Below are 13,871 nucleotides of genomic sequence, written 5' to 3'. Positions count from 1 at the left end.
ACGGAGAATCGTCGTAAGCCATCGTGCGGGCATGGTCGCAGGTGGTTGAATGTGGCCGTGACGGCCGTATGGCCGTGGGTCGCAGCGCTGAGGCTTGCCACGCGTTGGCTGGGCGCGCCCGGGCTCGCGACCATGCGGTGGCGGCCGTCCGGCCGAGGATCGCACATGACGTAGCAAGGCAAGGTGCTGGAGGTTCCGTGGACCTGTCCCTGTCGACCCGTTCAGTCGGCGATCGTACGGTCGTCGAGGTTGGCGGCGAGATCGATGTGTACACCGCCCCGAAGCTGCGGGAGCAGTTGGTCGAGCTCGTCAACGACGGCAAGTACCACCTCGTCGTCGACATGGAGGGCGTTGACTTCCTCGACTCGACCGGCCTCGGTGTGCTGGTGGGCGGTCTGAAGCGGGTGCGCGCTCACGAGGGCTCGCTGCGCCTCGTCTGCAACCAGGAGCGCATCCTGAAGATCTTCCGCATCACCGGCCTGACCAAGGTCTTCCCGATTCACACCTCGGTGGACGACGCGGTCAGCGCGACCGACTGACGCGACCGGGCCGGCCCGTGCGGCCGGCCCGCTCGTTCATCGCGTCCGGGTGCCGGGGCCCGCGTGGCCCGGCGCGTCCCCCGGGCGCTTCTGGGCCGGTTCCGCCGGTCCGCAGGGGCCGGACGTCCGGCCCCGGTCGAAGCACCCCGAGGGGGAGAGATGGCAACCGTCGAACTTCGATTCAGCGCGCTTCCCGAGCATGTGCGGACGGCCCGACTGGTCGCCGCGGCCGTCGCCAGACGGGCCGGGGTCGACGAGTCGGTGCTCGACGAGGTACGGCTCGCGGTCGGCGAGGCGTGCTCCCGCGCGGTCGGACTGCACCAGCGCGGCGGCCTCGGCGGCACCGTCCGAGTGGCGCTGACCGACCAGGAGAAGCGTTTCCTCATCGAGGTCGAGGACGAGGCCGGCCCTGCCGCCGTCCCGGCCTCCGGCGCCGCCGAGGGCGGCGAGCCGGACGAGGACACCCTGGGCCTCGCCGTGATCACCGGCCTGGTCGAGGACCTGGAGGTCACCAACGGCGCGGACGGTGGCCTGATCCGGATGAGCTGGCCGGTTTCGGTCCCATCCGTCGCGGTCTGAGGCTCCGCCTCCGCGTTTCCGCCCGTCCCCGTTTCCCGTGCGCCCGCGCCCCAAGCCGGAGGCCGGCACCTCGTCATGCGCCCGGGCGGACCATCCCGCACTGGCGGCTGCCCCGTCACCGCGGACGCGTCGGGCCGCCCTGCCGCCCTGCCGCCCTGCCGCACGGCTCTTCGGCCGGCGCCCGGGGGAGGGCGCCGACTTCGCCACGGCCGCCGACCGGCCGCCGACCGGCCGTCGATCCGACCGGCCGATCAGTCAGCCGGCCCGTCAGCATGCCGTGCGAGGACCGGGTCCGGCGGGGCCCTGGAGCCGGCGCGCGGGTGCCTTCCGGGCGACGGGCGGGGACGCCCGGGGGCCGGGAACGGTCCGGTCGGGGGTGTCGAGACGGGTGCCCCATGCGTGAACGGGCAGCGGGGACCGGGGAGCCGGGGGACGGGCACCGGCCGTGTAGGTTCGACGACCGATGACGACCGCAACCGAAAGGCTTCTCCCGGTGAACAAGCGACTGCTGGCCGTACCCGCCCTCGGCGTGCTGCTCGCGTTCGGTGCCGTCGGCTGCGGCGATGACGGCAAGCAGAACAGCAAGCAGCTGGACTCCTGGGCGTCGACCGTCTGCGGCGCGGCCAAGGCCCCGATCACCCAGGCGCAGAGCGCGCTCGCCGACACCGGCCAGGTGAAGACCGGCGAGGCTCCGGCCGACCTGCAGAAGCGGCTCTCCACGGACATCGGCCGGCTGGCCAAGACCAACCAGGACATAGCCGCCGCGATCGACTCGGCCGGGGCGCCCAAGGTGAAGGACGGCGCGACCCTCCAGAAGGACACCGTCGACGAGCTGAAGAAGGCGGCCGACGGCTACGTGGAGGTCCAGAAGAAGCTGGACGCGCTGCCCAACAACGACCAGGCCAAGTTCGCCGACGGGCTGCGCAGCGTGGCCGACCAGGTGCAGCAGCTGGCCTCGCTCTCCACCCAGGCGCAGAGCAAGCTCCAGCGCGGCGAGCTCGGCGCGGCGATGGCCAAGCAGGAGGGCTGCAAGCCGTCCCCGACCACGGCCCCGACCAGCGGTACCACCGGTGGCGCGGGTGCCGGTGCCAGCGGTACCCCGGCCCCCGGCGGCGCGGGCACGACCCCGGCCCCCGGTGCCACCGACACCCCGGGTGCCCCGGCGGCCACCCCGGCGCCCGGTGCGACCGACGGCGCGAGCCCGGCCGCGGCCGGCTCGACCACCGCTCCGGCCGCCCCGCCCGCCGCCCCGGAGACCCCCGCCCCCAGCGCGAGCTGAGCCCGGCGGACCGGACGATCCGCGCGCCCGCCCCTGACACCGGCCCCGGTAGCCGTCAGCGGCGGGCGACGCGCGCCGCCCGACAACCGGCCGTGCGGGCCTGCGTCCGCGGAGCCGCTGTCCCCGGGAGCCGGTGCCCGCGGGAGCCGGTGCGGTGTCCCGCGGCCCGCCGAACGACTCGGCGCGCCCGCCAGGGCGGCGCACGGCGGCTTCCGGGGGCGCGCGGTGCGGCGCGGGCTTCCGTCCGATGGGCGCGGGGCGCAGCGGCGGCCGCGGGCTGGGCGGCGGGGGACAATGGCGGGGTGATCAGTAGCCCCGTTCTCGACCCCACCCGCCTCGCCAAGTTCCGCGAGGCGCTGCTCGCCGCCTCGTTCACCGCCGACGGATGCCTGGACTTGCTCGGGCCCATCGGCTATTCGGCGTTGGCCCGCAGCGAGGCGGTCCCGGCGCTGCGGGCGACCCGCGGTGGCAGTCCGCTGGAGACGCTGGTGCGGCTGTTCCTGCTGCAGCAGCCGGTCCCGTACCGGGCGGCCGCCGCCGCGCTGCCGGTGGAGGACTGCCTGGCGGACGGCTGGCTGCGCCCCGACGGCGATCTGGTGCGCGCCACCGTCGACGTCCGGCCGTACGCCAACGAGGTCGCCGGGATGCCCAGTTCGGACGCCTGGGTGGTCTCCGACCTGGGCTGCGCGGTGGGCGGCGCGGGCGGCATCGGCTCCGGCGAGACCGCGCACGGGGTGGCCCGCAAGGACCTGGTGCTGGGCGTCGGCGGCGCCTCCACCACGCTGGCCAACATCACCGTGCGCCGCCCCGTCCGGGCCGCGCTGGACCTGGGTTCGGGCTCCGGCGTACAGGCGCTGCACGCGGCCCGGCACGCCGGTACCGTCACCGCCACCGACCTCAACCCGCGCGCGCTGCGCTTCACCGAGCTGACGCTGGCGCTGTCCGGTTTCGACAACACCGAGGTGGCCGCCGGAAGCCTGTTCGAGCCGGTCGGGGAGCGGAAGTTCGACCTGATCGTCTCCAACCCGCCGTTCGTCATCTCGCCGGGTGGCCGGTTCACGTACCGCGACGGCGGCATGGCCGGCGACGACCTGTGCCGCAGCCTGGTCCGTTCGGCCGCCGACCACCTGGAGCCCGGCGGTTACTGCCAGCTGCTCGCCAACTGGCAGCACGTCAAGGGCGAGGACTGGCACGAGCGGCTGGCCGGCTGGGTCGCGGGCACCGGCCTGGACGCCTGGGTCGTCCAGCGCGAGGTCCAGGACGTGGCCCAGTACGCCGAGTTGTGGCTGCGCGACGGCGGCGACCACCGCGGCCCCGGCGGGGACTACCAGGCCCGGTACGGCGAGTGGCTGGACGCCTTCGAAGCGGGCCGGGTCGAGAGCATCGGCATGGGCTGGATCACCCTGCGGGCGAGCGGCGCCGAGCGTCCGACCGTCCGGGCGGAGGAGTGGCCGCACCCGGTGGAGCAGCCGCTCGGCCCGCACATCGAGGCCTGGTTCGACCGGCAGGACTTCCTCCGCTCGCACGACGACGCGGGCCTGCTCGCGGCCCGCTACGTGCTGGCCGACGAGGTGGTCCAGGAGCAGGTCGGCGCGCCGGGCGCGGAGGACCCCGAGCACGTGATCCTGCGTCACAACCGCGGCATGCGAAGGGCCACGAAGGTGGACACGGTGGGCGCCGGCTTCGTCGGGGTCTGCGACGGGACGCTGTCGGCGGGCGAGATCGTGGACGCCATCGCGCAGCTGCTCGGCGAGGACCGGGTGGTCCTGCGGGACCGGGTGCCGGAGTCGCTGCGCCTGCTGACCGAGCAGGGCTTCATCGACCCGGTCCGCTGAGACCGGTTTGTCGGAGCCGGTCCGCTGAGACCCGTCTGTCGAAGCCGGTCTTGTCGAAGCCGGCCGGTCGAAACCGGTCAGTCGTGACCGGTCTGGTCTGACCGGACGCCCGGACCCCGTCGGGATCCGGGCCCGGTTCACCCGCCCGTACCCCCTGGTTCGTCCGGCCGCCGCCGGACGGCTGTCTCCCGTTGGCTCTCCGCTGTGAAGCTCTGTCCACAGGCTGTGGACAGAGCTGGGGAGCCGGGGGCCAGGGGTGGACACGACGACGGCGATGGTGGGCGGGTCGGTGCTCGCCCTCTTCGGTGGCGTGCTGCTGCTCTGGTGCGCCGCGGAAGTGAGCCTGCGCCTGCGGGTGCGCCACCGGGGGGTGCCGACGGTGGCCACCGTGGTGGCCGAGGACGACGTGCACGGCCAGCTGGACAGCGCGCCGCTGCTCTCCTTCTCGGTGCCGCCCTCGGTCGGCGGCCCCGGCGCGTGCGGGATAGCGGGGCTCGTGATCGCCCGCCCGCGCGGGCACACTCCGCTGCGCCGGCCGGACCGTTTCGCGCCAGGTGTCCCGGTGCGGATCTGTTACGACCCGCGGCATCCGAGCCGGGTGGTGCTGGCGGCCGGGGAGGTCGGCCGGGCGGCCGTCGTCGACCTGCTGTGGAGCGTCCTGGGCGTGGGCTGCCTGGCGGCGGGCGCAGGCCTGCTGGCCGTGGCCGGCGCCTGAGCCCCACGCCCGCCCACCGCCGCCCGCGGACCACCGCCCGCCGACCACCCGACGAGCGAGCGCCGAGCGAGCGCCGCGCGGACACCGAGCGTCCCGCCGCCGAACGCGCCCCCGGGCGAATTCGCGCCACCCCGCGCCCGCCCGTCGATTTTTCGTTGACAGATCTTGAAATCCGTCATTCCATCCTCCGGAACCTGCCGAAGGCCCCCCTCCGCGGGGCGCGAACCTCCGTCATCGGGTTACCGTTCGAGTGGCGTCGGTGAGCCCGGCAAGTGAAAAAGCGGGATCAGTCCGTTTGACAAGGGTGGCCGGGGTACGGTCACACTCCGCTGGTGGGGGTGTCGTGCCGCGGCAGCCCTGGGACGGTGGAGGGGTCGGGCGGAGCGCAGCCCGTGCTGCCGGCGCCGACCAGCCACATAAGGACCGGGAGAGAAGAGCGAAGGTGTCCCCGAGCAGCGAGACCGCGCACGGACAGCGACTCGTCATTGTCGAGTCGCCGGCCAAGGCGAAGACGATCAAGGGCTACCTGGGCCCCGGCTACATCGTCGAGGCGAGCGTCGGGCACATCCGCGACCTCCCCAGCACCGCGGCCGAGGTGCCGGACAAGTACACCGGCGAGGTACGCCGTCTCGGGGTGGACGTCGATCACGACTTCGCGCCGATCTACGTGGTCAACGCGGACAAGAAGTCCCAGGTCAGCAAGTTGAAGTCGCTGCTCGCGGAGTCCGACGAGCTCTTCCTCGCCACCGATGAGGACCGCGAGGGCGAGGCCATCGCGTGGCACCTCCAGCAGGTGCTCAAGCCCAAGGTGCCGGTGCACCGCATGGTGTTCCACGAGATCACCAAGTCGGCGATCCAGGAGGCCGTGGCCAACCCGCGCGAGCTCAACCAGCGCCTGGTCGACGCCCAGGAGACCCGCCGCATCCTCGACCGGCTGTACGGCTTCGAGGTCTCGCCGGTGCTGTGGAAGAAGGTCATGCCGAAGCTGTCGGCGGGCCGCGTGCAGTCCGTCGCGACCCGGCTGGTGGTCGAGCGCGAGCGCGAGCGGATGGCCTTCCGCACCGCCTCGTACTGGGACCTGGTCGGCACCTTCGGCACCGGCCGCACCCCGGCCGACGCCGCGAACCCGGAGACCTTCGGCGCCCGGCTGGCCTCCGTCGACGGCAAGCGGATCGCCAGCGGCCGCGACTTCGGCCAGGACGGCCGGCTGAAGGCCGCCAGCGCGAACACCCTGCACCTGGACGAGCAGGCGGCCCGTCAGCTGGCCGCCGCCCTGGAGCAGACGGCGTTCGCGGTCCGCAGCGTCGAGTCCAAGCCGTACCGCCGCTCGCCGTACGCGCCGTTCCGCACCACCACGCTCCAGCAGGAGGCCAGCCGCAAGCTGGGCTTCGGCGCCAAGCGGACCATGCAGGTGGCCCAGAAGCTGTACGAGAACGGCTTCATCACCTATATGCGCACCGACTCCACCACGCTGTCGGACACCGCGGTCTCCGCCGCCCGGGCCCAGGTCACCCAGCTGTACGGCGCCGACTACCTGCCGGACGCGCCGCGCACCTACGCCAGCAAGGTCAAGAACGCGCAGGAGGCGCACGAGGCCGTCCGCCCGTCCGGCGACCGCTTCCGCACCCCCGCCGAGACCGGTCTGACCGGTGACGACTTCCGGCTGTACGAGCTGATCTGGATGCGCACCGTCGCCTCCCAGATGAAGGACGCGGTCGGCCAGTCCGTCACCGTCCGGGTCGGCGGCACCTCCGCCGACGGCCGGGACGTCGAGTTCTCCGCCTCCGGCAAGATCATCACCTTCCACGGCTTCCTCAAGGCCTACGTCGAGGGCGCCGACGACCCGAACGCCGAGCTCGACGACCGCGAGCGCCGGCTGCCGCAGGTCGCCCAGGGCGACCCGCTGGCCGCCGAGCGGATCACCCCGGAGGGCCACGCCACCAAGCCGCCGGCCCGCTACACCGAGGCCTCGCTGGTCAAGGAGCTGGAGGACCGGGAGATCGGCCGCCCCTCCACCTACGCGTCGATCATCGACACGATCATCCAGCGCCGGTACGTCTTCAAGAAGGGGACGGCGCTCGTCCCGTCGTTCCTCTCCTTCGCCGTGGTCAACCTGCTGGAGAAGCACTTCGGCCGGCTGGTCGACTACGACTTCACCGCCAAGATGGAGGACGACCTCGACCGGATCGCCGCCGGTGAGGCGCAGTCCGTGCCGTGGCTGAAGCGCTTCTACTTCGGCGAGGGCGAGGGCCACGCCGCGGGCGGTGCCGCCGAGGCCGGCAACGGCGACGGCGACCACCTGGGCGGCCTGAAGGAACTGGTCACCGACCTCGGCGCGATCGACGCCCGCGAGATCAGCTCGTTCAGGGTCAGCGACGACATCACCCTGCGGGTCGGCCGCTACGGCCCGTACGTCGAGCGCGCCTCGGCGGTCGAGGGCGAGCCCGGCCAGCGCGCCGACATCCCGGACGAGCTGCCGCCGGACGAGCTCACCGTCGAGCTGGCCGAGGAACTGCTGGCCAAGCCCAGCGGCGACTTCGAGCTCGGCCAGGACCCGGTCAGCGGCAACATGCTGGTCGCCAAGGACGGCCGCTACGGCCCGTACGTGACCGAGATCCTGCCCGAGGGCACGCCGAAGACCGGCAAGAACGCGGTCAAGCCGCGCACCGCCTCGCTGTTCAAGACGATGTCGCTGGACACCGTCACGCTGGAGGACGCGCTGCGGCTGCTCTCGCTGCCGCGGGTGGTCGGCACCGACCCCGAGGGCGCGGAGATCACCGCGCAGAACGGCCGCTACGGCCCGTACCTCAAGCGCGGCACCGACTCCCGTTCGCTCACCAGTGAGGACCAGCTCTTCACGATCACCCTCGACGAGGCGCTGGCGATCTACGCCCAGCCCAAGCAGCGCGGCCGGGCCGCCGCCGCCCCGCCGCTCAAGGAGCTGGGCAACGACCCGGTCAGCGAGCGCCCGGTGGTGGTCAAGGACGGCCGCTTCGGCCCGTACGTGACCGACGGCGAGACGAACGCCACGCTCCGCAAGGACGACGACGTCGAGACCATCACGCCGGAGCGCGGGTACGAGCTGCTCGCCGAGAAGCGGGCGCGCGGGCCGGTGAAGAAGGCCGCGAAGAAGGCCCCGGCCAAGAAGGCCGCGGCCAAGAAGACGACCACGGCCAAGACCGCGGCGACCAAGACCGCGGCCGCGAAGAAGACCGCGGCCAAGAAGACCACCACCACCAAGACGGCGGCGGCGAAGAAGACGGCCGCCAAGAAGACGGCCGCGAGCAAGACCACGGCCACCGACGAGGGCTGATCCCCGGCGGTGACAGCGGGCCCGCACCCCGATCCCGGGGTGCGGGCCCGAGCGCTGCCCGGGGTGGGACGGGGGTCTTGCCGGGATGCGCATGAGGATGTGGGCCGGACGTGCCGGGACGCGTGCGCGGATGCGCACGGTGATGCGTGCCGGGATGCGCGCGGGGATCTGTGCGGGGAACGTCACAACCCGGTGATGAGCGGGATCCGGAAGCCCGTTCGCCGCAATCCGGCCAAGCCCCGCCCGCTACGCTGACCGTATGACGAGCGAGGAGCAGCCCACCCCCAGCGCCGCCCCGGCCGCCAGAGCCTGGGCGTCCGACCTGCCCGAGGTCGCGCCCGCCGGGACTCCGATGGACCGGGCCCGGGCGCTGCTGCGGACACGTGCCTACCGGCGCCTGTGGACCACCCAGCTGATCGGCGGCACCGCCGACCGGCTCGGCCTGCTGGTGCTGCTCGCGCTCACCGTGATCGCCGCCGCCGAGGGCGGCCGGTTCGGCAGCCCGCCGCGCAGCCTCGCCTTCGCCCTCGCCGCGGTCCTCGCCGTCCGGGTGCTGGCCACCGGCCTGGTCGGCGTGGCGCTGCTCGGACCGGTGCACCGGCTGGTGGCCGGCAAGCTGGACCGGCGCTGGACGCTGTTCGGCGCCGACGTGCTGCGCGCCCTGCTGATCGGCCTCGCGCCCTGGTGGAGCGTCTGGCTGGGCTCCACCGCCAGGCCCTCCGGGGCCGCCGCCTACGTCCTGCTCGCCACCGTGTTCCTGACCGGTGCCGCCGAGCGGGTCTGGGGGATCGCCGAGGCCGCCGCCGTCCCGGGCCTGCTGCCGCCGGCCGACCCGTACGCCCCGGCCGCCGAGCAGCGTCCGGCCGCGGCCAACCTGGAGAGCGTCCGGGGCATCGACCGCTTCACCGGCTGGGTCACCGTGCCGCTCGGCGCCGTCTGCCTGGTGGCCTTCACCCTGCTCAACAACATCGCCGCGGCCCTCGGCTCCGACTGGCTCCGCGCCCACCAGCTCACCTTCGCGGCGCTCGGCGCGGCCGGGCTGTTCGCCGCCTCGGCGGTCCGCGGCTACCTCCAGCAGCTGCCCGGGGGCCCGGTGTCCGTCGCCCCGGTCTCCCCGTTCCAGGGCCTGCGCGCCCCGACCGACGCCGCCCCCGGCCCCGCGCTGGGCAAGGGCCGCACCGGCAGCGCTCCGTACTTCACCTTCGCCGTCGCGGCCGGCTACGCCGCGATGGCGGGCGTCGCCGCGCTCGCGCTGCTCACCGCCGCCGAGCACCGCGCCGGGCCGATCGGCTACGGCCTGCTGGTGCTCGCCGCCACCGGGGCGCCCGCCCTGGGCGCCCGGCTCACCCGGGCCACGCTGCCCTCGCTGTCCCGCCGCCGGCTGCTCGCGCTGGCCCTGCTCACCCAGGGCGTCGCGCTGATCCTGGCCGGGCTGGTGCTGGACTTCGTGCTGGTCCTGCTGCTCACCGTGCTGGCCGGCCTGGCCGCCGGGATCGTGGTCTCGGCCGGGCGCACGCTGCTCGCCCAGGAGGTCGAGGAGGCCCGGCTGCCGAAGGTCACCGAGCACCTGTTCGCGGTGCTCCGGGCCGTGGTCGCCGCCGCGCTGGTCGCCGTCCCGCTGATCGCCGCCGGCTACGGGGACGTCGAGTACGGCACCGTCGAGCCCGGCTCCTTCACCTTCATCCACGGCGGCGCGGCCCTGGCCGTCGCGACCTCCGGGCTGCTCACGCTGGTGCTCGCCGCGGTCGTGCTGCTGCGCACCGACGACCGGCGCGGCACCGCGCCGTTCGTCCGGGACCTGGTGGACTCGGTGCGCGGCCCGGGCGGCCCGGCGCCGCACCGGGGCGCGGGCACCGGCTTCTTCATCGCCCTGGAGGGCGGCGACGGCGCCGGCAAGTCCACCCAGGCCCAGGCGCTCGCCGAGTGGATCCGCGGCAAGGGGCACGAGGTCGTGCTCACCCGCGAGCCCGGCGGCAGCCCGGTCGGCCAGCGGCTGCGCGGCCTCGTCCTGGACGTCGGCAACACCGGCCTGTCGCACCGCGCCGAGGCGCTGATCTACGCCGCCGACCGCGCCGAGCACGTCGAGAACGTCATCCGCCCGGCCCTCGCCCGTGGCGCGGTGGTGATCACCGACCGGTACATGGACTCCTCCATCGCCTACCAGGGCGCCGGGCGCGACCTGGCCGCGACCGAGGTCGCCCGGATCTCCCGCTGGGCCACCGGCGGGCTGCTGCCCGACCTGACCGTCGTCCTGGACGTCGACCCGACCAGGGCCCGCGAGCGCTTCACCGAGGCGCTGGACCGGCTGGAGTCCGAGCCCACCGAGTTCCACCAGCGGGTCCGGGCCGGCTTCCTCGCCCTCGCCGCCGCCGACCCGGCGCGCTACCTGGTCGTGGACGGCAGCCAGGCCCCCGGTTTCGTCACCACCGCCATCCGGCACCGGCTCGACCGCGAGCTGCCGCTCTCCGAGCAGGAGAAGGCCGCCCGCGCCGAGCAGGAGCGGCTGGCCAAGGAGGAGGCCGAGCGCCGCGCAGCCGAGGAGGCCCGCAGGAAGGCCGTGGAGGAGGCCGCCGAGCGCAAGCGGCAGGAGGTGCTGGCGCAGCTGCGGGCCGAGCAGGAGGAGAAGGAGCGGCTGGCCAAGGAGGAGGCCGAGCGGGCCGCCGCCGAGGCCCGGCGCAAGGCCGAGGAGGAAGCCCGCCGCCGGGCGGAGGAGGAGGCGAAGCGCCGCGCCGAGCAGGAGGCCGAGCGCCGCGCCGCCGAGGAGGCCCGGCTGGCCGCGGAGGCCGCCGAGCGCAAGCGGATCGCCGACGAGGCGGCTGCCCAGGCCGAGCTCCAGCGGCAGCGCGAGCTCGCCCGCGAGGAGCAGCGCCGCCGGGCGGAGGAGGCGCTCCAGCGGGCCGAGGAGGCGCGGCTGGCGCAGGCCGCCGCGCTCGCGGCCGCGGCTGCGGCGGCGGAGTCGGCGGAGGACCGGGCCGAGGGGCGGCCGGGTGCTGCTCCGGGTTCTGCTCCGGGTACGGGTTCGGGCCCGGCTTCCGGGGGGACGGCCGGGGATGCCGTGACCACGGAGCTGCGGGCGGTCCGGGACGCTTCTCCGGCGGACGCTCCGCGGGATGCCTCGCAGGCGCCGTCGCGGCCGTCGGGGCCGTCGGCACAGGCGGCGGGGCAGGCTTCTTCGGGCGGGCTCGGGGACGAGGCGACGCGCGAGCTGTCGCCGCGGGACCGTCAGGCGGCCGTCCGGGCCGCGGAGGCCGTCGAGGCACGAAAGGCCGCTGAGGCGCGCCGGGCCGCCGGCGGGGCTGCCGGATCGGTCGACGAGACCGCCAAGCTGCCGGTGGTACCGGCCTCGGCGGTGGACGAGACGGCCGTGCTGCCGACGATTCCGGCGGAGACCGACCGGACCGAGGTGCTGCCTCGGATCGAGCCGGGTCGTGCCGACTCTCGTACCGAGGGCCGTGCCCAGAGCCGTACCGAGGGCCGACCGGCCCAGGGCCCGCGGCGGGCGGAGCCGGTGGACAGCACCCGCGAGCTGCCGGTGGTCGGCGCGGAGCCGGCTGCCGAGCCGGAGCCCAAGACGCAGTCGGGCACCGAGCGGCCGCGGCCGGAGTGGGCCGAGGAGACGCCGCTGGACGACCTGCCGAGCCTCACCGACACCCTGCTCGGCTCGCACGACGAGTGGACGCACTGGGAGCGCGGCGGCCAGGGCCAGTCGGGTCCGTACGGCGGCCCGCAGGCCGGCGCGGAGCGTCCCGAGGGACGCGGGGACGCCCAGGACAAGGGCGACGGCAAGGGCAAGGGCCGTCGCTGGGGCCGCCGGGGCTGACCGGACACGCGTGTGCGGCGCCGTCGGGGCAGGTCCCCGGCGGCGCCGCCGCGTTTCGTCGGGTGGGCCGTCCGTCGGGGAAGGCCGGTCGGCGGAGGTCCGTCGCCTCGGGGCGGGAGCCTCGGGCCTGGGCCTGGGCCTGGGACGTCGCGGCCAGGGCCTGGGGACCGGGCCGCCCCGTTCGCCGTGACCCGGACGGAGCAGTGGGTGTCGGAGCGGCGACGTATGCTCGACGGCGGGGAAGAGGCGCCGGGAGCGCTGCCGTACGGAGCTTGGGAGCAGCAGTGGCCGTCTGGGACGACCTGGTGGGCCAGGAGCGGGTGGTCGAGCAGCTGACCGCCGCCGCCCGGGCGGCCGGGGCGACGGTCGAGGCCGGTCGCGGGGCCGTCCCGGTCGAGGGCGCGAACGCCTCCCTGATGACGCACGCCTGGCTGTTCACCGGCCCGCCCGGCGCCGGGCAGGTCACCGCCGCCCGCGCCTTCGCCGCCGCCCTCCAGTGCACCAGCCCCGACCTCGCGCTCGGCGGCACGCCCGGCTGCGGGTTCTGCGACGGCTGCCACACCGTGCTGGCCGGCAGCCACGCCGACGTGAAGTACGTCCGGACCGACGGCCTCTCCATCGGCGTCGGCGACATGCGCGACCTGGTGATGCGCGCCTCCAGCTACCCGACCGGCGGCCGCTGGTCGGTGATCCTGGTGGACGCCGCCCACCGGCTCACCGAGGCCGCCGCGAACGCGCTGCTCAAGGGCGTGGAGGAGCCCTCCCCGCGCACCGTCTGGCTGCTCTGCGCCCCCTCCGTCCAGGACGTGCTGCCGACCATCCGCTCGCGCTGCCGCCTGCTGGTGCTGCGCACACCGGCGGCCGAGGCGGTCGCCGACACCCTGGTCCGCCGCGACGGGGTGGACCCGGAGACGGCCCGACTGGCCGCGCTCGCCGGGCAGGGCGACATCGAGCGCTCGCGCCGCCTCGCCGTCGACGAGCAGGCCCGGACGCGGCGGACGGAGGTGCTGCGCATCCCGCTGGAGATCGGCGACATCGGCGGCTGCCTGACCGCCGCCCAGCGCCTGGTCGACACCGCCAAGGCCGACGCCGAGGCGCTCGCCGAGACCCAGGACGCCAAGGAGACCGACGACCTCAAGGCCGCCTACGGCGCCGCCGAGGGCAGCAAGGCACCGCGCGGCATGGCCGGCGCGGTCAAGGAGCTGGAGAAGCGGCAGAAGAGCCGCGCCACCCGCACCCGCCGGGAGACCCTCGGCGTCGCCCTGCTCGACCTGCTGGGCTTCTACCGGGACGTGCTCGCCATCCAGCTCGGCTCCACCGGCGCGCTCGCCAACGAGGACCAGCGGCAGGCGCTGAACCGGGTGGCCCAGGCCGGTCCGGCGGAGAGCACGCTGCGCCGGATCGAGGCGGTGCTGGCGTGCCGCCAGGCGCTGGACCGCAACGTGGACCCGCTGCTGGCGGTCGAGGCCATGACGGTGGCGCTGCGCGCGGGCTGAGTGCCGGACGGTCCGGGCCTCGGGCCGGGGCGTCCTGGCGTCGGGCCGGGGCGTCTGTCCGAGGGCTGTTCCGTCGCTCGCTCGGTCGCCCGCTCGTCATGCGTTCCGAGGGCCGGCCCGCTGTGCCGGGCGCGGTTCCACCGGGGGCTCCACCAAGCGGTGCGCTCCACCGGGCGGTGCGCTTCAGCGGGCGAGCCCGTAGGCCCCCCGGAGCGAGGGACGTCCCCCCTTCGAGTGAACGGGCGACACTCGCCGGGCACACCGTCGTGTGACCGCGCGCCCGGTGTGCACGCTG

The 13,871-nt window shown here is 75.1% G+C and carries 8 protein-coding genes; all 8 read left to right on the top strand.

Annotated elements, in window-relative coordinates:
• The first annotated feature begins 197 nt into the window (after window positions 1-197).
• Window positions 198-539 (top strand): anti-sigma factor antagonist BldG, encoded by a 342-nt coding sequence (gene bldG / locus ACZ5GH_RS17025; RefSeq protein ID WP_030240921.1) that lies wholly within the window; start codon window positions 198-200, stop codon window positions 537-539.
• Between the two features lie 159 nt (window positions 540-698).
• On the top strand, window positions 699-1,118 hold the full coding sequence (locus ACZ5GH_RS17020) for an ATP-binding protein (RefSeq protein WP_387752605.1): 420 nt from the start codon (window positions 699-701) through the stop codon (window positions 1,116-1,118).
• Window positions 1,119-1,611: 493 nt separating this feature from the next.
• Complete coding sequence (locus tag ACZ5GH_RS17015) at window positions 1,612-2,397, top strand: hypothetical protein (protein WP_464334644.1); 786 nt, start codon at window positions 1,612-1,614, stop codon at window positions 2,395-2,397.
• Between the two features lie 302 nt (window positions 2,398-2,699).
• Complete coding sequence (locus ACZ5GH_RS17010; RefSeq protein WP_464334643.1) at window positions 2,700-4,232, top strand: DUF7059 domain-containing protein; 1,533 nt, start codon at window positions 2,700-2,702, stop codon at window positions 4,230-4,232.
• 256 nt (window positions 4,233-4,488) lie between these two features.
• Window positions 4,489-4,947, top strand: a complete 459-nt coding sequence (locus ACZ5GH_RS17005; RefSeq protein ID WP_387752613.1) for a DUF3592 domain-containing protein — start codon at window positions 4,489-4,491, stop codon at window positions 4,945-4,947.
• 442 nt (window positions 4,948-5,389) lie between these two features.
• Window positions 5,390-8,260, top strand: coding sequence for a type I DNA topoisomerase (gene topA, locus ACZ5GH_RS17000; RefSeq protein WP_387752616.1), 2,871 nt, complete (start codon window positions 5,390-5,392; stop codon window positions 8,258-8,260).
• Between the two features lie 259 nt (window positions 8,261-8,519).
• Entirely contained in the window at window positions 8,520-12,080 is a 3,561-nt protein-coding gene (tmk, locus tag ACZ5GH_RS16995) for a dTMP kinase (RefSeq protein ID WP_464334642.1), read from the top strand.
• A gap of 284 nt (window positions 12,081-12,364) precedes the next feature.
• A complete protein-coding gene (locus ACZ5GH_RS16990) occupies window positions 12,365-13,576 on the top strand; it encodes a DNA polymerase III subunit delta' (protein ID WP_387753179.1) in 1,212 nt (403 codons plus the stop codon).
• Window positions 13,577-13,871 lie beyond the last annotated feature (295 nt).

The organism is Kitasatospora sp. Xyl93 (assembly GCF_055383135.1).
Note: the sequence above shows the minus strand (reverse complement) of the source record. Positions and strands in the feature narration are given on the sequence as shown.

Coding starts and splice junctions, on each gene's coding strand:
- tmk (WP_464334642.1), top strand. CDS start 8,520: ATGACGAGCGAGGAGCAGCCCACCCCCAGCGCCGCCCCGGCCGCCAGA.
- ACZ5GH_RS17020 (WP_387752605.1), top strand. CDS start 699: ATGGCAACCGTCGAACTTCGATTCAGCGCGCTTCCCGAGCATGTGCGG.